The sequence below is a fragment of the Legionella nigrisilvae genome (genome assembly GCF_977063395.2).
The window spans coordinates 254,635-272,426 of record NZ_CDRUGZ020000044.1 but is presented as its reverse complement, the minus strand read 5'-3'; the positions used below and the strand labels follow the sequence as shown (position 1 = coordinate 272,426).

Genomic DNA, 17,792 nt, shown 5'->3' with positions numbered 1-17,792 from the left:
ACAATGAGTAGCAATCAAAACATTAAAATAAGATTAAAATCCTTTGATCATCGGTTGATTGACTTATCAACTCGAGAAATTGTAGAGACTGCAAAACGTACTGGCGCACAAGTTCGTGGGCCAATACCATTGCCAGTCCGTAAGGAAAAATTTACTGTATTGACTTCACCGCATGTTAATAAAGATGCTCGAGATCAATATGAATTACGTACTCACAAACGTCTGGTCGTTATCGTTCATCCAACTGAAAAAACAGTTGATGCGTTGATGAAGTTAGATCTGGCTGCTGGGGTTGATGTTCAGATAAGCCTTGATGACTAAATGTTAGGGTGAAGGATATTAAAGAGGTGTTAGAATGATGATCGGTTTATTAGGCCGTAAAATCGGTATGACGCGGGTCTTCATGGCAGATGGAGTTTCTGTTCCAGTTTCTGTTGTTGAAGTTCACCCTAATAGAGTCTCACAAGTTAAAACCAAAGAAACTGATGGTTACTCTGCTGTTCAATTAACTGGTGGTACTAAAAAAGCAAGCAAAGTTAACAAACCATTAACTGGCCACTTTGCAAAAGCTGAAATTGAAGCTGGTGACATGCGTATTGAGTTTTTAATTGACTCAGAAGAAGCATTCAAAACTGGTCAGGTGATATCAGTAGCTGATGTATTTACTGCTGGCCAATTTGTTGATGTTGCTGGAACTACCAAAGGTAAAGGTTTCGCTGGTACGGTTAAAAGATATAATTTTAGAACACAAGATGCTACTCATGGTAACTCCAGATCGCATCGTGTGCCTGGTTCTATTGGTCAAAACCAAACTCCAGGACGTGTATTTAAAGGTAAGAAAATGGCTGGTCACATGGGTAATGTTCGTTGTACTGTTCAAAGCCTTGAATTAGTGCGCGTAGATGCTGAAAGAAATTTACTTCTTATTAAAGGTGCTATACCTGGTGCTCCTGGCTCACAAGTTGAGATTAAGCCTGCAGTTAAAAAGCAAGTTCGAGGTGAGTGATGGAAATTACTACTATAGATACAAATTCAAAATTAAAACTGAACCAAGAAGTATTTGCGTATGGTTATAATGAAGGCTTAATTCACCAAGCCGTTATAACCTATATGAATAACGCACGTAGTGGTAATAGTGCTCAAAAAACACGATCTGAAGTTAGAGGCGGCGGTAAAAAGCCATGGAATCAAAAAGGTACTGGTCGTGCTCGTGCTGGTACTATTCGAAGCCCTCTCTGGAGAAGCGGTGGGGTAACTTTTGCTTCTAAAAAAAGAGATTATTCACAAAAAATTAATAAAAAAATGTACAAACGCGCATTACGTAGTATAATCTCCGAACTTTGCCGCACTGGTAACCTTATTGTAGTAAGTGATTTCCAATGCGAAAGCAAAAAAACCAAAGATTTTGTTAATAAAATGAGCCAGCTAAACATCAACAATGCGCTGATCGTAATGAGTGAAGTTGGTGAAAATGAATATTTTGGTTCAAGAAACTTAATTGATTTTGACATCTGCGACGTTACAACTATAGATCCTGTTTCTTTACTCAAATTTGAGAAAGTTGTTGTTACAGAAGCTGCAATTAAAAAAATTGAGGAACAGTTACAATGAACGCTGAAAGATTGTTGATGGTTCTACGTGAACCACATACTTCTGAAAAAGCTACTGTCATAGCTGATAAGCTGAAACAGTTCACTTTCAAAGTATTGAAAACTGCAACTAAAAATGAAATTAAAATGGCGGTAGAGAATATATTTAACGTTAAAGTTAAAAATGTATCTGTTATCAATGTGAAGGGAAAAACAAAGCGTTTTAAACAAACAAGCGGCAAGCGTAGTGATTGGAAAAAGGCATTTGTAACTCTTCATGCTGATCAAGATATTGACTTTACAGCTACCGAATAAGGCAGATTAAGATGGCACTATTAAAATCTAAACCTACTTCGCCAGGAAAACGTGGCGAGCTACGCGTGGTTCATCACCATATTCATAAAGGAAAACCACACGCTGCTTTAGTTGAAAAACTAAAGAAAACCGGTGGACGTAATAACCAAGGTAGAATCACTGTAAGACATATCGGTGGTGGTCAGCGTAATCAATATCGTATTATTGACTTCAAACGTAATAAAGATGGTATTGAAGCACGTGTTGAGCGTATTGAATACGATCCAAATCGCACCGCTTTGATAGCTTTAATTGTTTATAAAGATGGTGAAAGAAGATATATTATTGCCCCAGCTAATTTAAAAGCGGGTGATACTGTGGTAAGTGGAGCTGATTCACCTATTAGTACAGGTAATTGCCTTCCACTAAAAAATATTCCTGTTGGTACCACCATCCATTGTGTTGAAATGAAACCAGGAAAAGGTGCCCAGGTTTTAAGAAGTGCTGGAGCAAGCGGACAAATTGTTGCTAAAGAAGGTATATATGCAACATTAAGACTTCGCTCAGGCGAAATGCGTAAAATACATGTTCTTTGCAGAGCGGTAATTGGTGAAGTAAGTAATAGTGAGCATAGTTTACGCGCATTAGGTAAAGCTGGAGCTAAACGCTGGAGAGGTATTCGCCCAACAGTTCGTGGGGTAGCTATGAACCCAGTCGACCATCCACATGGTGGTGGTGAAGGCCGTACTTCTGGTGGACGTCATCCTGTGTCACCATGGGGAATGCCTACTAAAGGTTATAAAACCAGAAGTAATAAGCGTACTGATAGTTTTATTGTCAGAAGACGTAAAAAGAAATAATTATTGAGAGGATATCAAGTGGCTCGTTCTATAAGAAAAGGTCCTTTTGTTGACCATCATTTGATTGCCAAAGTAGAGACTGCAATTGAATCAAAATCTAAGAAACCAATTAAAACATGGTCTAGACGATCAACAATCGTTCCTGAAATGATTGACTTAACAATTGCTGTTCATAACGGCAAAGATCATATTCCTGTATATATTACTGATAATATGGTTGGTCATAAATTAGGTGAGTTTGCCATGACTCGAACTTTTAAAGGCCATTCTGGTGACAGAAAGGCTAAAGGTAAATAAGAGGATATGATGGAAGTTACAGCAAAGTTAAAAGGTGCTCCCTTATCCGCTCAAAAGGGCAGATTGGTAGCAGATATGATACGTAATATGAAAGTATCAGGTGCACTTGATGTCCTCAAGTTTACACCAAAAAAAGGTGCTCAATTAATGCTTAAATTATTAGAGTCAGCCATTGCAAACGCTGAAAATAATAATGGAGCAGATATTGATGATTTAAAAGTAGGTATGGTCTGCGTTGATGAAGCGATGACTTTAAAACGTATTAGTCCCAGAGCTAAAGGACGGGCAAATCGAATTTGCAAACGTACCTGCCATATCACGATTAAAGTGTCTGACGAGGAATAGCAATGGGACAAAAAGTTAACCCTATAGGTATACGCCTTGGTATTATTAAAGACTGGAACTCTAAATGGTTCGCAGGTAAAAAATACGCTGAATTTTTAATTCAAGATATTAAATTACGTACCGAGCTTAAAAAGAAACTTATGGCAGCTGCTGTAAGCAAAATTTTGATTGAGCGACCTGCTAATAATGCTGTAGTTACAATACTGACCGCACGACCTGGTGTGATCATCGGTAAAAAAGGTGGTGGTATTGAAACATTACGTTCTGAAATTTCTAATAGATTAGGTGTTCCTGTTCATCTTAATATTGAAGAAATTAAAAAACCTGAGCTCGATTCAACTTTGGTTGCTGAAGGAATTGCACAACAATTAGAACAGCGTGTTATGTTTAGACGTGCTATGAAACGTGCGGTAACTTCTGCTCTTAAAGCAGGGGCGAAAGGAATTAAAATTTGCGTTAGTGGCAGACTAGGTGGTGCAGAAATTGCGCGCAGCGAATGGTATAGAGAAGGACGAGTTCCTTTACATACTTTCAGAGCAGACATTGATTACGGCACAGCGGAGTCTAAAACTACCTACGGTATTATTGGTGTAAAAGTCTGGATCTTCAAGGGTGAAATTCTCCCTCAAAAGAAAAGATCTTCTGACGTTGCCCAGTGAGTGAGGATTAAGAATCATGTTACAACCTAAACGTACAAAATACCGAAAACAGATGAAAGGCCGTAACAGAGGTTTAGCCTTGCGCGGTAGCAACATCAGCTTTGGTGAATTTGGTTTAAAAGCTCTTGAGCGTGGTCGTTTAACTGCACGACAAATAGAAGCTGCTCGTAGAGCAATGACACGTCACATTAAGCGTGGCGGTAAAATCTGGATTAGAGTATTCCCAGACAAGCCCATTACTCAAAAGCCACTTGAAGTAAGACAGGGTAAAGGTAAAGGTAGTGTCGAATATTGGGTTGCTCAAATACAGCCTGGTAAGGTTTTATTTGAAATGGAAGGTGTATCCAGAGAGCTTGCGATGGAAGCTTTTGATCTGGCCAAAGCAAAACTTCCTTTCAAAGTTATATTTGAAGAAAGGAAGGTGATGTAATGAAAAAGATAGATGAATTACGCGGTTTATCAGTAGAAGAACTGCAAAATGAACTGCTTTCATTGCGTAAAGAACAACTCAATTTGCGAATGAAAAAAGCAAGTGGCTCACTAGATAAAACACATCTCATCACCATGGTGCGTAAGTCAGTGGCAAGAGTAAAAACAATGTTGACTGAAAAGGCAGGTAAGTGACATGTCTAATAGTGAATCAAATGCCAGAACAATGGTTGGAAAAGTAGTTAGCGACAAAATGGATAAAACCATAGTTGTGATGATTGAACGTTCTGTTAAGCATCCAAAGTATGGAAAAATTTTGAAACGTAGAGCTAAATTACATGCTCATGATGAAAATCAAGTATGTAAAATTGGTAATATAGTGAAGATCCGTGAGTCAAGACCACTCTCTAAAACAAAAAGCTGGGTATTAGTCGAAGTAATTTCTTAATCAACCCTGTTGATTTACTTTTAAAACCCTAAAAGGCCTGATATAATCAGCAACCTTTTTCTGGTCGAAATCAGAGCTGGAGTAGAAAATGATCCAAATGCAGACAGTGCTCGAAGTGGCTGACAACAGCGGAGCACGTAAAGTTATGTGTATTAAAGTGCTTGGCGGGTCGCACCGTAGATATGCACGTGTAGGTGATGTAATCAAAGTTAGTATTAAAGATGCAATACCAAGAAGTAAAGTGAAAAAAGGTGCTGTAATGAAAGCGGTTGTTGTTAGGACCGCGCAAGGCGTTCGTAGAGACGACGGATCTCTGATTCGTTTCGATGGTAACGCTGCAGTACTATTAAACAACCAAAACGAGCCAATAGGTACTCGTATATTTGGCCCTGTTACTCGCGAGCTACGAGAGAGATTTATGAAAATAATATCTCTGGCTGCAGAAGTTTTGTGAGAAGGATTTAGATATGAAACGTATTCAAAAAGGCGATGATGTAGTTATAATTGCCGGAAAAAGTAAAGGTCTTAGAGGTAAAGTCCTACGTGTGACTGAAAATGGCGTTGTAGTTGAAGGTGGAAACTTGATTAAGAAACATGTCAAGCCAAATCCCCAGAAGCCAGAAAATAAGGGTGGAATTGTTACTCTTGAAGCACCAGTTCACATTTCAAACGTTGCTCATTATAATCCCAATACTAATAAAGCAGATAAAGTAGGATTTAAATTCATCGAGAGTAACGGTGAGAGCAAAAAAGTTAGATATTTTAAATCTGACAATGAAATAATTGACCGTGTTTAATTAGGTGATTCAAATGGCAAGACTTAATGAATTTTATAGAAAAGAAATCATCCCTATGATGATGAAACGGTTCAACTATTCCAGCGTTATGGAAGTTCCAAAGTTGCTAAAAATCACCTTAAACATGGGTGTTGGCGAAGCTGTTGGTGATAAAAAGGTAATGAACCACGCTGTTGAAGACATGACTTTAATCGCTGGACAAAAGCCGGTTGTTACTAAAGCAAGAAAATCTATTGCTGGTTTTAAGATTAGGGAAGGATGGCCAATAGGCTGTAAAGTAACTCTAAGACGTCAACGTATGTATGAGTTTTTAGACCGATTGATTTCCGTAACTTTACCGCGCGTAAGAGATTTTCGTGGTTTAAATCCTAAATCTTTTGATGGAACTGGTAATTATAGTATGGGTATACATGAGCAAATCGTATTCCCAGAAATTGATTACGATAAAACAGATGGTATTCGTGGTTTAGATATTTGTATTACAACGAGTGCTAAGACAAATGAAGAAGCTAAAGCTTTATTAGAAGCCTTTAACCTTCCATTGAAAGATAGAGATAAAAAATAAGGGTGAAATTGTGGCAAAAAAATCAATGCTTATGAGAGAGTTAAAGCGTAGCAAGCTTGTAGATAAATACAGTAAGCGTAGAAACGAATTAAAAATATTGATTAAATCATCTGATGATTTTCAGGTAATTATGGATAGTCAGTTAAAGTTAGCCAAAATGCCTGTTAATTCAAATCCTGTTCGTTTTAAAACACGATGTCAGCAATGTGGTCGCCCACATGGTGTTTATCGTAAATTTGCTCTTTGCAGAATTTGCTTAAGACAACAACTAATGGTTGGTAATATACCAGGCGGAAGAAAATCTAGCTGGTAATTTTTTAATTGGAGAACGATTGTGAGTATGCATGATCCAGTTGCTGATATGCTGACCCGAATTAGAAATGGTCAACAAGCAAAACATCAGCAAATAACTTTAACTTCTTCTAAGTTGAAAGAAGAAATTGCTCGAGTTTTAAAGGAAGAAGGTTATATCGAAAACTTCTTAGTTGAATCACTAGATAATAATCTTAAATTGATGACGATAAAGCTGAAATATTATCATGGCAGACCTGTTATCGAGCTCATTAAGAGAATTAGCAGACCTGGATTGCGAGTATATAAGTCTTATAAAGATTTGACTTCTATTCCTGGTTTTGGTGTGGCTATATTGTCTACATCACAAGGTATAATGACCCATATATCTGCAAAGATGAAAGGCGTTGGTGGTGAAGTCATTTGTGAAGTGGCTTAATACTTGCGAGGAATAATATGTCTAGAGTAGCAAAAGCCCCAGTAGTTCAACCAGCAAATGTTGAGATATCAATAGGTGATGGTGAGGTTACTGTTAAAGGGCCTAAAGGAACACTAACCCAAAAAATTAATCGGTTAGTTAAAGTAACTAAAAATAAAGAATCTAATCATATTGAATTTGCTCCAGCTGCAACTGATCCTAAAGCTTGGGCTCAGGCTGGAACGGCGAGAGCATTAGTTAATAATATGGTTAAGGGTGTAACTGAAGGTTTTGTTGTTACCTTGGAACTGGTCGGTGTAGGTTATAGAGCTCAGTCTAAAGATAAATCAATTACGTTATCATTAGGTTTCTCTCATCCTATTGAATACCATTTGCCTAAAGGTGTTTTAGTTGAAACTCCAAGCAATACAGTAATATTGCTAAAAGGTGTGGATAAACAAATTTTGGGCCAAGTAGCTTCTGAGATAAGAGCATTTAGACCACCAGAGCCTTATAAGGGTAAGGGTGTTAAACTTGCTGGCGAGTATATTGCTCGTAAAGAAGCGAAAAAGAAATAAGGTTTAAGTTATGAATAAAAACAACTCACGTAATCGACGTGGATTAAAAGCAAAAGCACTGATTCGTAAATCAGGCAGAGCAAGACTTGTCGTTTTTAGAAGTGGTTTGCATATTTACTCACAAATCCTTCAAGCAGATAAGTTGGGTGATAAAGTAATCGCTTCATGCTCAACTAACGATAAAGAATTACGTGCCAGTCTGACCGGTAAATGTAAAGTAGAACAAGCTACTCTAGTTGGTAAAATGCTTGGTAAGCGTGCGAGCGAGCGAGGCGTTACTCAAGTTGCATTTGATCGTGCTGGTTATAAATATCATGGCAGAGTGAAAGCCCTTGCAGAAGGTGCTCGCGAAGCTGGATTGGATTTTTAAGGAACGATTATGGCATTCGATGAATCATCACCTAAATCAGATGGCTACCAAGAAAAGCTAGTATCGGTTAATCGTACAGCTAAAGTTGTTAAGGGAGGCCGTGTTTTTGGTTTTGCAGTACTTGTTGTTGTTGGTGACGGCAAGGGTAAAGTTGGCTTTGGTAGAGGTAAGGCCAGAGAAGTTCCAATTGCTATTCAGAAAGCAATGGAGCAAGCAAAGAAAAACATGGTTTATATTCCACTTTCTGGATCAACTATTTTCCACGAAATTACTTGGAACTACGGTGCTTCTAAAGTATTTATGAAGCCTGCAAGTGAAGGTACTGGAATTATTGCTGGCGGTGCAATGAGAGCTGTATTGGAAGTTCTAGGCGTACAAAATATATTAGCTAAGAGTATTGGTTCTACCAATCCAAGCAATATTGTAAGAGCAACGATCGCAGCTTTAACTAATATCGGTACCCCAGATTATGTTGCGGCCAAGCGTGGTAAAACTGTTGAAGAAGTTATGGCGGGCTAATTATGGAAAAGAAAATTAAAATAACTTTGGTTAAGAGCATTATAGGCAGAAAACCAAAGCATATTTCTATCGTAAAACAATTAGGTCTTGGTAAAACTAATTCGAGTGTATCACATAATGATACCCCAGCTATCCGTGGCCTTATTAATAAAGTTGACTACCTATTGCTGGTTGAGGAGAGTGTATAATGAATTTAAATTCACTATCACCCGATCCTGGTTCAAAACGTCCCAAAAGACGCTTAGGACGTGGTATAGGATCCGGGTTAGGAAAAACTAGTGGTAAAGGACATAAAGGTCAGAAAGCAAGAGCTGGTGGTTTCCATAAAATCAACTTTGAAGGCGGTCAAATGCCAATTCAAAGAAGACTACCAAAAATGGGCTTTAAATCACGAGTTGGTAGAACTGTAGATCAAGTTTGTCTCAGTGAACTTGCAAAATTATCTGCTGATGTAATTGATTTAAATGTCTTACGTGAAGCTGGCCTCATTAATAGTTCTATCAAAGATGTAAAAGTTATTTTATCAGGTGAATTAACTACAGCCATCAAACTTAAAGGTTTAAGGGTCACTAAAGGAGCTCGTTTGGCCATTGAAGGTTTAGGCGGCAGCATAGAAGAGTGACTATGAAAAACCAAAAACATAATGCAAGCCAATCACGTGGAGGATTGGCTGAACTAAAATCAAGATTACTGTTTGTTGTTCTTGCTATTCTAGTCTATCGTTTGGGAGCCCATATCCCTGTTCCAGGCTTGGATCCTGCACGATTAGCCAATTTTTTTAACGAGCAACAGAATACAATCTTTGGCTTATTCAATATGTTTTCTGGTGGTGCTTTATCGCGTGTTACGGTTTTTGCTATTGGTATAATGCCATACATTTCCGCATCCATTATTCTCCAGCTTTTTACCGTTGTTTCTCCCAAATTGGAACAGCTTAAAAAGGAAGGTGAATCAGGACGAAGAAAAATAAACCAATATACTCGATATCTAACTTTGGTGCTTTCTGTGTTTCAATCTTTAGGGATGGCACGTTGGTTAGCTGGACAACAAATTGCACTTCAAGCAGACTTCTCATTCTACTTCACCGCAGTTGCTACATTGGTTACAGGTACTATGTTTTTAATGTGGCTAGGCGAACAAATTACCGAAAAAGGTGTTGGTAATGGTATTTCACTAATTATCTTTTCGGGTATTGTATCGAGTATGCCTACGGCTATTGCTTCAGTTCTTCAACAAGTTAAAGAAGGACAAATGCAAGCATTAACTTTGATCATTATAGCAGTAGTAGTTGTAGTGGTGACAGGATTTGTAGTGTTTATGGAGCGTGCGCAGAGACGTATCAGAGTTAATTATGCGCAAAGGACACAAGGTAGAAAGGTATATGCTGCACAAACCAGTCATTTGCCTTTAAAGATCAATATGTCTGGGGTAATACCTCCAATTTTTGCATCCAGTATCATATTGCTACCAGCAACCTTAGCGCAGTTTTTTTCTCATACTAAAGGTTTGGGTTGGCTCGCTGATGTGGGAATGGCTTTGTCTCCTGGACAACCTTTATATTTAATTGTGTATGCAGTAGCAATTATATTCTTTGCGTTCTTTTATGCCGCGCTGGTATTTAACCCCAAAGATACTGCTGATAATTTAAAAAAATCTGGTGCATATATTCCTGGAATTAGACCAGGAGAGCAAACAACTAAATATATTGATGGTGTAATGACCCGTTTGACCTTAGTCGGAGCAATTTATTTAGTATTAGTATGTCTTTTGCCTCAGATCTTGATGTATACATGGCATGTCCCTTTTTATTTCGGAGGAACGTCTTTGCTGATTATCGTAGTTGTTATTATGGATTTTGTAGCTCAGGTACAAGCTCATTTAATGACTCAGCAATATGATTCTTTAATGAAAAAGGCTAATTTTAAAGGTACTAAATTACCTGGTCTTTTATGATTTTTATCGGAGTTAGGAATGAAAGTAAGAGCATCTGTAAAGCGAATTTGTCGCAATTGCAAGATTATTAAAAGAAGTGGCACTATACGGGTTATTTGTAAAGATGCCAGACACAAACAAAAGCAAGGTTAATATCTGCTTGATTTAATTTTATAAAAATAGTATTCTTCTGTCCCTTTCGACAGAACAAATAACGTTCGGAGAAGTTAATGGCTCGTATTGCAGGAGTAAACATACCTGATCACAAACATGTTGTGATTGCTTTAACAGCTATATATGGTATTGGTAAACCTACATCCTTGAAATTATGTTCGACTGTTGGTATTGAACCTTCTAAAAAGGTATCAGAACTAACTGATGCTCAGCTTGAGTCTTTGCGAACAGAAATTGCAAAAATAACAGTGGAAGGTGATTTGCGTCGTGTTGTGACAATGAACATTAAACGTCTTATGGATCTAGGATGTTATCGTGGTCTAAGACACAGAAGAGGGTTGCCATTGCGGGGCCAGCGTACGAAAACTAATGCTCGTACTCGAAAAGGCCGCAGAAAGGGCACTACCGGTTGATTTTTCATGTAGGAAAGTAAGATGGCAATAACTAAGTCAAAACAACAAAAAGTACGCAAGAAGGCAAAACGTGTCGTATCTGATGGTATCGTTCACGTACATGCTTCTTTTAACAATACTATAGTGACCTTTACTGACAGGCAAGGTAATGCGCTGTGTTGGGCAACATCTGGTGGTTCAGGATTCAGAGGCTCAAGAAAGAGTACACCTTATGCTGCACAAGTTGCTACTGAGCGTGCTGCTGCTGTTGCAAAAGAATACGGTATGAAATCCGTGGCTGTATTTGTTCATGGTCCTGGCCCTGGAAGAGAGTCCACTATACGTGAATTAATATCACAGGATTTTAAAATTGTTGAAATTACCGATGTTACGGGTATACCTCATAACGGGTGTAAGCCACCTAAAAAACGTCGTGTATAAGACTCAGGAGTAATTAATGGCTAGATATCTTGGTCCAAAATGTAAGCTATCACGTCGTGAAGGTTGTGATTTATTACTTAAAAGTGGTGTCCGTGATCACAAGTCCAAATGTAAATCAGAAAAATTACCTGGACAACACGGCGATAAAAAACCACGTCTGAATGGTTATGGAATTCAGCTCAGAGAGAAACAAAAGATTAGAAGATTATATGGTGTTCTTGAAAAGCAATTCCGTGGCTATTACAAAATGGCTGCTCGAATGAAAGGCGCAACAGGTGAAAACTTAATGTCTTTACTCGAAAGACGTTTGGATAATGTTGTGTATCGTATGGGTTTTGCGTCTACTCGTGCTGAAGCACGTCAATTGGTTACGCATAAATCAATACTTGTTAATGATAAAATAGTTAACGTCCCATCGTTTTTAGTAAAACCTGGTGATGTTGTATCGGTTCGACAAAGAGCAAGAAGTCAAGGTCGCATCCAAGCAGCTTTAACTTTGTCTGAACAAAGAGCTCCATGTGATTGGATTACTGTAGATACTTCTTCTTTTAAAGGAACATTCTCTACAGCACCAACGTTAACTGACTTATCTTCAGACTACAACGTAAACTTAGTTGTAGAACTTTACTCTAAGTAAGCTCGGAGAAATAGCTGAATGTATACTGAAATCAATGAAATGTTGACACCTAATGTTCTTAAGGTCCAGGCAGAATCGCCCTATAAAGCTAGAATAGTTTTAGAGCCTTTGGAGCGTGGCTTTGGTCATACTCTCGGCAATGCTTTGAGACGTATTTTACTATCATCAATGCCTGGTAGTGCAATTACCGAAGCTTCGATTGAAGGTGTTCTCCATGAATACAGCACAATTGAAGGTGTGCAGGAAGATGTCGTCGACATCTTGTTAAACCTGAAATTAGTTGCGATAAAAATGACAGTCGGTGAAGAAGCTATTGTAACATTGAATAAGCAAGGTCCTTGTCAGGTTACAGCTGGAGATATTCAACTCACTCATGGAGTAGAGATTGTTAATCCAGAGCTCGTCATTGCTAATTTGAATGAAAAAGGCAAATTAAATATGACATTGAAGGTTGAGCGAGGAATTGGTTTCCACAGTACTGATTCATTCATTAGACATTTCGATGATGAAGTAGAAAGAAAATCTGTTGGGAAGCTTAAAATTGATAATAGCTTCTCTCCAGTTAAAAAAGTGGCTTATTATGTTGATAGTGCTCGTGTAGAAAATCGTACTGATCTAGATAAGTTAACTATCGAATTAGAAACTAACGGAACTATTGATGCTGAAGAATCAATAAGAATTTCTGCTAGTATTCTTCAAAGACAACTTCATGCCTTTGTTGATATGAAATTTGAAGAATCTCGATCTGATAATAAAGAACGCAATGATTTTGATCCTATTCTATTACGTTCCGTCGACGATTTAGAGTTAACAGTTCGATCTGCAAATTGTTTGAAAGCAGAAAATATTCATTATATCGGCGATTTAGTACAAAGAACTGAGAATGAGCTCTTAAAAACACCTAATTTGGGTAAGAAATCTTTAACTGAAATTAAGGATGTTTTAGCTTCACGTTCATTATCGCTCGGTATGAAACTTGAGAATTGGCCGCCAGCAAATCTTGGCGAATAATGTTTAGGAGTTTTGGTTATGCGTCACCGTAATTCTGGCCGAAGTTTTGGCCGTACAAGTAGCCACAGAAAGGCTATGTTTGCAAACATGTGTTGTTCTTTGATTGAGCATGAGTTAATAAAAACAACTTTGCCTAAAGCTAAGGACCTGCGACGTTACATTGAACCTTTAATTACTGTGTCAAAGGTTGATTCAGTAGCTACCCGTCGTCACGCGTTTGATATTCTAAGATCTAAATCAGCAGTTGGTAAATTATTTAAAGATTTAGGTCCACGTTTTGTTGAGCGTCCCGGTGGTTATGTACGTATCATCAAATGTGGATTTAGAGATGGTGATAATGCGCCTATGGCTATAGTTGAATTATTAGACAGACCTGCTGTTAGCGAAGAGACTGAAGAATAAAAGATTGTTATTATGATTTTAAAACCCGCCCTATGCGGGTTTTTTATTATATGAATATTCAAATTTTAACCCAGTGAACTTTCTAATTGCCAATAGTTATAACTTTTATGTCCCACCATCCATCGTTGTTCTAATTTTTATGGTCCCTCCTAAAATTTATATCCATGGTTGTATATCCACCAGTAAATCACTCTCAAGACCTCCGGTTTGCTCAGTAGATTTTGGTTCTAATAAAATGACATGTACTTCTTCATTGGCTATTGGTTTATGTTCTACACCTTTGGGTACAATATAAAACTCACCTTCTTCTAAAGTAATCACTTTATCTCTAAGTTCGAGTTGAAGTGTTCCTTTCACTACTAAAAATAGCTCATCTTCTGTTGGATGACTATGCCATATAAATTCGCCTTTAAACTTAGCAAGCTTGACATATTGACCATTTAATTCACCCACAATGCGTGGTGACCAGTACTCATCGAACAATTGAAATTTTTTAGCTAAATTCACCTTTTCCATAATTACCTCATTGCATTAGTTATGTAGATGATGAGTCATCTTGTACTACTCTAGAAACGAGTATCTCATATAACGAATTAACACGTAATTTAGGGATGCAGGGAACTGAGCCTGGGAATAACAGGTTTCCTGGGTTTCGTTTCGCTGCACCCAGGATACATTTAAGTTTAATATCTATATAAATACTTAGAACGGAACATCGTCATCCAACTGATCAAAAGCATCTTGGGGAACCTGAGGAGATTGTGGTCTTCCGGAATTTTGATTGCTGGGTGCGAATTGAGCTTGCGGTATCTCATCGAAACTTGATGAGCCGGTACCTTTGCTATCTAGCATTTGAATGTCATTCGCTACAATCTCGGTAGTGTATCTATCTTGACCTTGCTGATCCTGCCATTTTCGGGTTCTTAAACTACCTTCAATGTAGAGTTTGGATCCTTTACGCACATATTCGCCGGCTATCTCTCCTAAGCGGTTAAAACATACCACACGGTGCCATTCAGTTCGTTCTTGCTTTTCACCGGACACTTTATCTTTCCATGCCTCGCTGGTGGCAATTGAGAGGGTAGTTACAGCATTTCCATTTGGTAAATAACGTACGTCAGGATCAACACCCACATTACCAATTAGGATGACTTTATTTATACCACGTGCCATTTCTTTATCTCCTGTATGCGAAAGTTAGGAGTAGAGTATACCTAATTTATATATCCCTTGCACGGATGTGATGCTATAGAAATCCCTAGAAAAGGTAACAAGCATACTTGTACTAGCATGCTTGTTAATAACTTATATTTTGGAAATTTTTCTAAGCCAATCTTTTGCTTCCCTACTTATTTCTTCACCGTCCATGATCTTGTTATAAACAGCTGTTCTTAATTCAATTGAATCCCCGCAGATGTTCTCCATGAGTTCATTCCAAGCGGCTACTGATTTCGTACAGTCAGTTTTATTCACTTGTGAGAGCACCTCGTATATACATTTAAACCATATGCATCTATGGCGCGATCCAGCCAGTCTACAATTTTGGTTGTTAGTCCGTGATCTTCAAGACCTTTCCCTTTCTTAAAACCTTTTTCCCATTTACTGGTTCGTAAATTTGCATGTTCCTTACCATATAAATTATTGATTAATTCCATGCATTGTTTTGCCAGGGAAATGGCAACCGGTGATTGTGGATCAAGATGCAAATTATTGTTAATTTCATTAACTAAACTAAACCATGCATCTTCAAACTGTTTCTTCTCATTCTCGTTAAATCGAGTTTTTAAATTTGCTTCGAATTGTGCATATTGTTCTAACTCTTTGGGATTGAATACTTCTTTAATCCAAGAGTTCTTAAGTTGTTGTGTCATACGATAAACCTCTATCAATTGTATTATTTGTTCCCAAGGAATAGACTGCTCTCGGCTACAGTGTTCAGTCACTTGCTTTAAAATACAACTCGCTTGCATGAGTGTTTCTGCTTTTTCTTGCAAAAACTTTGCTTGTAAGTTGAAGTGTTCTAACACCCCGGTATTGTGGGCAAGTAATTGTTTGATTTGTGCTAATTTAAAACCAAAAAATTTCAGCGCAATAATCTGTTGTAGCTTTAACAAGTCCTTTTCAGAGTACAAACGATAACGATTGCTTTGACGTAAACTGGGTTTAAGTAAACCAATTTTGTCATAATGATGTAGCGTTCTTACTGACACTTCTGTCAGTAAGCTAAACTCTTTTGCATACCATTGTTTCATCGTTTTTCCTCCTTGTGGCCAAGGTTATTGTATGACGTAAGGTTAGAGTCAAGCAGGTTAATCAAAAAGGGTTTTATTCGAAGTGGAAACAAGTTCGTACAGACGCGTAATTTGTTTTTGGGTTACTCGATGCGTTGAAAGCGGGGGGAGGCGGTTTATGTCAAAAAAATCAATTTCGGAAATTTCTAGATTTTCTTTTGCTGTTCCCGACAAAATGTCGCAATGAAAAAAACATTTATAAGTATGTGGCCATTGTAGCGGGTGATCATGTTTTTGTTTATCCCATAAGGCAAGGAGCCTGATTACAGAAACATCAAACCCTGTTTCTTCTTTAGCTTCTCTGATTACTGATTCTGATGCGGATTCATTTGTTTCCGCCCATCCACCAGGTAAAGTCCAGAGGTCATCCGAGCGTTCTTTGACCAATAAGATTTGCTTATTTTTTAAAATAAAAGCACGTACATCGACTTTAGGTGTTGCATACCCTTTTTCTAACGCAAAGATCTGCTTAATCTCTGCAAGTGGTGTATCTGAATAGCTGGCAATAAACTCAGAAGCAATATTCCGGAGTCTTAGGTAGCGTTCTTTGTCAAATTCATTATTTGCAAAACATAGTCCATTTTGAGCAATTGCTTGAATTTCAGTAATGTATTTTAGCCAGCTAACTTCAATTTTAGACATAATATATAATCCCTGTATACGTTTTTTTCATTCCACCTATTGACTCTCACGTTACGTGATAGTTTAGAATCAGCTTTCAGGAGAAAGTTGAATGAAATATTATCAAATTAAAGAGATTAGCCAAATGACCTCATTAACAATTAGGTCATTACAATATTATGATGAAATTGGTTTATTAAAACCAACAAAACGTTCTGAGAGTGGCTATCGTCTTTATTCTGAATTGGATTTAATACGATTACAACAGATTACCACATTAAAGTTTTTGGGTTTTTCCTTATCGACCATCAAAAAAATTATAGAAAGTCCAAATTTTGATGTGATGTCATCCATTGGGATACAAGCACGAGAACTGACTGAGAAAGCAACGCGAATTAATGAAGCGGCTTCTTTACTTGCTTACATTGCGAGTCAAATGGAAATGAAGCAACCGGTGAATTGGAAAAGTACTGCAAAAATTATCGAGATATTGGAGCTAAATACAATGAATGAACAAGTTCTGCAGAAATATCAAACTGAAGCTGAACAATCCGAATTAGGTAAAAAATCTGCATATGATGATACCTATAATCCAGATCGGTTATACCCTATTCCGCGATCTGGTAAACGGCAGGAAATCGGAGTTGATCCCAAACAATTACCTTTTTATGGCTTTGATTGTTGGAATCACTATGAAGTTTCCTGGCTTAATGCGAAGGGCAAACCTATGGTCGCAATTGCTGAATTATTTTATGACTGCAGCTCGCCTAACTTAATCGAATCAAAATCATTAAAACTTTATTTTAATTCATTCAACAACACACGAATTCAAAATGTTGATGAATTGGAAAATACGATTAAAAAAGATTTGCAAGAACGTGTTGGTGCAGAAGTTGGGGTGAAAATTTATCTATTAGAGAAAGCCGATCAGTTTGTGGTACATCAGTCTTTAATGGGAGAGTCACTGGATCATCTTGATGTAGAGTGTTCTGTATATCTTGTAGAACCTTCATTTCTTGCTACAAGCAATGAAGTTGTGGAAGAAACCTTATACTCCAATTTATTGAAATCAAATTGTCTAGTCACGAATCAGCCAGATTGGGGAAGTGTACAAATTGATTACAAAGGAAGAAAAATTGATCGAGAAGGTTTATTAAAATATCTTGTTTCATATCGAAATCATAATGAATTTCATGAACAATGCATTGAACGAATTTTTATCGATATTCTGAATTATTGCAAACCAGAAAAGCTGACTGTATATGGCCGCTACACCAGACGGGGAGGTTTGGATATTAATCCATATCGTTCTACAGAAAAGACTTCATTTATAAATAAAAACTTGCGTCTGATACGTCAATAATAAACCCGTACTCTAATTTGAGTTATTAATAAAGATAACTCAAATTAGATAATCCGAAATTATTGAAAT

Annotated in this window: 34 protein-coding genes and 1 pseudogene; 30 read left to right on the top strand and 5 right to left on the bottom strand. The window is 37.5% G+C overall.

Annotated features, from left to right (window positions below; all coding sequences use genetic code 11):
- Positions 1-3: 3 nt before the first annotated feature.
- The 28 genes from rpsJ (at position 4) to rplQ (ending at position 13,448) form a co-directional block, all read left to right on the top strand.
- Positions 4-321: a 30S ribosomal protein S10 gene (rpsJ, locus tag ACWTE2_RS33650; RefSeq protein ID WP_010654833.1), complete on the top strand. Its 318-nt coding sequence runs from the start codon at positions 4-6 to the stop codon at positions 319-321.
- Between the two features lie 34 nt (positions 322-355).
- Positions 356-1,006, top strand: coding sequence for a 50S ribosomal protein L3 (rplC, locus tag ACWTE2_RS33645; protein ID WP_182391665.1), 651 nt, complete (start codon positions 356-358; stop codon positions 1,004-1,006).
- Positions 1,006-1,611 (top strand): 50S ribosomal protein L4, encoded by a 606-nt coding sequence (rplD, locus tag ACWTE2_RS33640; protein WP_454786156.1) that lies wholly within the window; start codon positions 1,006-1,008, stop codon positions 1,609-1,611. The genes rplC and rplD overlap by 1 nt, the downstream gene beginning before the upstream one ends.
- On the top strand, positions 1,608-1,904 hold the full coding sequence (gene rplW, locus ACWTE2_RS33635) for a 50S ribosomal protein L23 (RefSeq protein WP_019233364.1): 297 nt from the start codon (positions 1,608-1,610) through the stop codon (positions 1,902-1,904). Before rplD ends, rplW begins: the two co-directional genes overlap by 4 nt.
- An 11-nt stretch (positions 1,905-1,915) precedes the next feature.
- The gene (rplB, locus tag ACWTE2_RS33630; protein WP_454786155.1) at positions 1,916-2,743 is read left to right on the top strand and encodes a 50S ribosomal protein L2; all 828 of its coding nucleotides are present in this window, start codon (positions 1,916-1,918) and stop codon (positions 2,741-2,743) included.
- An 18-nt stretch (positions 2,744-2,761) separates the two neighbouring features.
- Positions 2,762-3,040, top strand: a complete 279-nt coding sequence (gene rpsS, locus ACWTE2_RS33625; protein ID WP_182391662.1) for a 30S ribosomal protein S19 — start codon at positions 2,762-2,764, stop codon at positions 3,038-3,040.
- A 9-nt stretch (positions 3,041-3,049) separates the two neighbouring features.
- Positions 3,050-3,385, top strand: coding sequence for a 50S ribosomal protein L22 (gene rplV / locus ACWTE2_RS33620; RefSeq protein WP_003633087.1), 336 nt, complete (start codon positions 3,050-3,052; stop codon positions 3,383-3,385).
- A 2-nt stretch (positions 3,386-3,387) separates the two neighbouring features.
- Positions 3,388-4,044, top strand: coding sequence for a 30S ribosomal protein S3 (rpsC, locus tag ACWTE2_RS33615; RefSeq protein WP_182391661.1), 657 nt, complete (start codon positions 3,388-3,390; stop codon positions 4,042-4,044).
- A gap of 16 nt (positions 4,045-4,060) precedes the next feature.
- Entirely contained in the window at positions 4,061-4,474 is a 414-nt protein-coding gene (gene rplP / locus ACWTE2_RS33610; protein ID WP_003633085.1) for a 50S ribosomal protein L16, read from the top strand.
- Entirely contained in the window at positions 4,474-4,668 is a 195-nt protein-coding gene (gene rpmC, locus ACWTE2_RS33605) for a 50S ribosomal protein L29 (RefSeq protein ID WP_019233368.1), read from the top strand. Before rplP ends, rpmC begins: the two co-directional genes overlap by 1 nt.
- 1 nt (position 4,669) lies before the next feature.
- Entirely contained in the window at positions 4,670-4,921 is a 252-nt protein-coding gene (rpsQ, locus tag ACWTE2_RS33600) for a 30S ribosomal protein S17 (protein ID WP_182391660.1), read from the top strand.
- A gap of 88 nt (positions 4,922-5,009) precedes the next feature.
- Positions 5,010-5,375, top strand: a complete 366-nt coding sequence (gene rplN / locus ACWTE2_RS33595) for a 50S ribosomal protein L14 (RefSeq protein ID WP_006872243.1) — start codon at positions 5,010-5,012, stop codon at positions 5,373-5,375.
- A gap of 13 nt (positions 5,376-5,388) precedes the next feature.
- On the top strand, positions 5,389-5,718 hold the full coding sequence (rplX, locus tag ACWTE2_RS33590) for a 50S ribosomal protein L24 (protein ID WP_182391659.1): 330 nt from the start codon (positions 5,389-5,391) through the stop codon (positions 5,716-5,718).
- 13 nt (positions 5,719-5,731) lie between these two features.
- Complete coding sequence (gene rplE, locus ACWTE2_RS33585) at positions 5,732-6,283, top strand: 50S ribosomal protein L5 (protein WP_182391658.1); 552 nt, start codon at positions 5,732-5,734, stop codon at positions 6,281-6,283.
- A gap of 10 nt (positions 6,284-6,293) precedes the next feature.
- Entirely contained in the window at positions 6,294-6,596 is a 303-nt protein-coding gene (gene rpsN / locus ACWTE2_RS33580) for a 30S ribosomal protein S14 (protein WP_182391657.1), read from the top strand.
- Between the two features lie 27 nt (positions 6,597-6,623).
- Positions 6,624-7,013 (top strand): 30S ribosomal protein S8, encoded by a 390-nt coding sequence (gene rpsH, locus ACWTE2_RS33575; RefSeq protein ID WP_220471027.1) that lies wholly within the window; start codon positions 6,624-6,626, stop codon positions 7,011-7,013.
- A 17-nt stretch (positions 7,014-7,030) separates the two neighbouring features.
- On the top strand, positions 7,031-7,570 hold the full coding sequence (gene rplF / locus ACWTE2_RS33570) for a 50S ribosomal protein L6 (RefSeq protein WP_182391655.1): 540 nt from the start codon (positions 7,031-7,033) through the stop codon (positions 7,568-7,570).
- A 10-nt stretch (positions 7,571-7,580) separates the two neighbouring features.
- Positions 7,581-7,940 (top strand): 50S ribosomal protein L18, encoded by a 360-nt coding sequence (rplR, locus tag ACWTE2_RS33565; protein WP_182391654.1) that lies wholly within the window; start codon positions 7,581-7,583, stop codon positions 7,938-7,940.
- A gap of 9 nt (positions 7,941-7,949) precedes the next feature.
- Positions 7,950-8,459 carry a 30S ribosomal protein S5 gene (rpsE, locus tag ACWTE2_RS33560; protein ID WP_010654817.1) on the top strand — a complete coding sequence of 170 codons (510 nt, stop codon included), beginning with the start codon at positions 7,950-7,952 and terminating at the stop codon, positions 8,457-8,459.
- 2 nt (positions 8,460-8,461) lie between these two features.
- Entirely contained in the window at positions 8,462-8,647 is a 186-nt protein-coding gene (gene rpmD / locus ACWTE2_RS33555; protein ID WP_019233377.1) for a 50S ribosomal protein L30, read from the top strand.
- On the top strand, positions 8,647-9,081 hold the full coding sequence (rplO, locus tag ACWTE2_RS33550; protein ID WP_182391653.1) for a 50S ribosomal protein L15: 435 nt from the start codon (positions 8,647-8,649) through the stop codon (positions 9,079-9,081). Before rpmD ends, rplO begins: the two co-directional genes overlap by 1 nt.
- A 2-nt stretch (positions 9,082-9,083) precedes the next feature.
- Positions 9,084-10,412 (top strand): preprotein translocase subunit SecY, encoded by a 1,329-nt coding sequence (secY, locus tag ACWTE2_RS33545; RefSeq protein ID WP_182391652.1) that lies wholly within the window; start codon positions 9,084-9,086, stop codon positions 10,410-10,412.
- An 18-nt stretch (positions 10,413-10,430) separates the two neighbouring features.
- A complete protein-coding gene (gene rpmJ / locus ACWTE2_RS33540) occupies positions 10,431-10,544 on the top strand; it encodes a 50S ribosomal protein L36 (protein ID WP_010946099.1) in 114 nt (37 codons plus the stop codon).
- 77 nt (positions 10,545-10,621) lie between these two features.
- A complete protein-coding gene (rpsM, locus tag ACWTE2_RS33535; protein ID WP_182391651.1) occupies positions 10,622-10,978 on the top strand; it encodes a 30S ribosomal protein S13 in 357 nt (118 codons plus the stop codon).
- A 21-nt stretch (positions 10,979-10,999) separates the two neighbouring features.
- Positions 11,000-11,398 carry a 30S ribosomal protein S11 gene (rpsK, locus tag ACWTE2_RS33530; RefSeq protein WP_003633055.1) on the top strand — a complete coding sequence of 133 codons (399 nt, stop codon included), beginning with the start codon at positions 11,000-11,002 and terminating at the stop codon, positions 11,396-11,398.
- 16 nt (positions 11,399-11,414) lie between these two features.
- Positions 11,415-12,035, top strand: a complete 621-nt coding sequence (gene rpsD, locus ACWTE2_RS33525) for a 30S ribosomal protein S4 (RefSeq protein WP_182391650.1) — start codon at positions 11,415-11,417, stop codon at positions 12,033-12,035.
- Between the two features lie 18 nt (positions 12,036-12,053).
- Positions 12,054-13,046, top strand: coding sequence for a DNA-directed RNA polymerase subunit alpha (locus ACWTE2_RS33520; RefSeq protein ID WP_182391649.1), 993 nt, complete (start codon positions 12,054-12,056; stop codon positions 13,044-13,046).
- Between the two features lie 18 nt (positions 13,047-13,064).
- Complete coding sequence (gene rplQ, locus ACWTE2_RS33515) at positions 13,065-13,448, top strand: 50S ribosomal protein L17 (protein WP_182391648.1); 384 nt, start codon at positions 13,065-13,067, stop codon at positions 13,446-13,448.
- 156 nt (positions 13,449-13,604) lie between these two features.
- Here rplQ and ACWTE2_RS33510 read toward each other — a convergent pair whose 3' ends face one another.
- The 5 genes from ACWTE2_RS33510 to ACWTE2_RS33490 all read right to left on the bottom strand — a co-directional run bounded on the left by ACWTE2_RS33510 (position 13,605) and on the right by ACWTE2_RS33490 (position 16,381).
- Positions 13,605-13,964, bottom strand: a complete 360-nt coding sequence (locus ACWTE2_RS33510; RefSeq protein WP_454786154.1) for a cupin domain-containing protein — start codon at positions 13,962-13,964, stop codon at positions 13,605-13,607.
- Between the two features lie 186 nt (positions 13,965-14,150).
- Entirely contained in the window at positions 14,151-14,621 is a 471-nt protein-coding gene (gene ssb / locus ACWTE2_RS33505) for a single-stranded DNA-binding protein (RefSeq protein WP_454786153.1), read from the bottom strand.
- Between the two features lie 132 nt (positions 14,622-14,753).
- On the bottom strand, positions 14,754-14,921 hold the full coding sequence (locus tag ACWTE2_RS33500) for a hypothetical protein (RefSeq protein WP_454786152.1): 168 nt from the start codon (positions 14,919-14,921) through the stop codon (positions 14,754-14,756).
- On the bottom strand, positions 14,918-15,700 hold the full coding sequence (locus tag ACWTE2_RS33495) for a MerR family transcriptional regulator (RefSeq protein WP_454786151.1): 783 nt from the start codon (positions 15,698-15,700) through the stop codon (positions 14,918-14,920). The genes ACWTE2_RS33500 and ACWTE2_RS33495 overlap by 4 nt, the downstream gene beginning before the upstream one ends.
- A 57-nt stretch (positions 15,701-15,757) precedes the next feature.
- Positions 15,758-16,381, bottom strand: coding sequence for an NUDIX hydrolase (locus tag ACWTE2_RS33490; protein WP_454786150.1), 624 nt, complete (start codon positions 16,379-16,381; stop codon positions 15,758-15,760).
- Positions 16,382-16,472: 91 nt separating this feature from the next.
- Here ACWTE2_RS33490 and ACWTE2_RS33485 point away from each other — a divergent pair.
- Positions 16,473-16,625 (top strand): annotated as a pseudogene (locus tag ACWTE2_RS33485) (MerR family DNA-binding transcriptional regulator); the annotation flags it as partial.
- 240 nt (positions 16,626-16,865) lie between these two features.
- Positions 16,866-17,723: an NADPH-dependent 7-cyano-7-deazaguanine reductase QueF gene (queF, locus tag ACWTE2_RS33480; RefSeq protein WP_454786164.1), complete on the top strand. Its 858-nt coding sequence runs from the start codon at positions 16,866-16,868 to the stop codon at positions 17,721-17,723.
- The last annotated feature ends 69 nt before the right edge of the window (positions 17,724-17,792 follow it).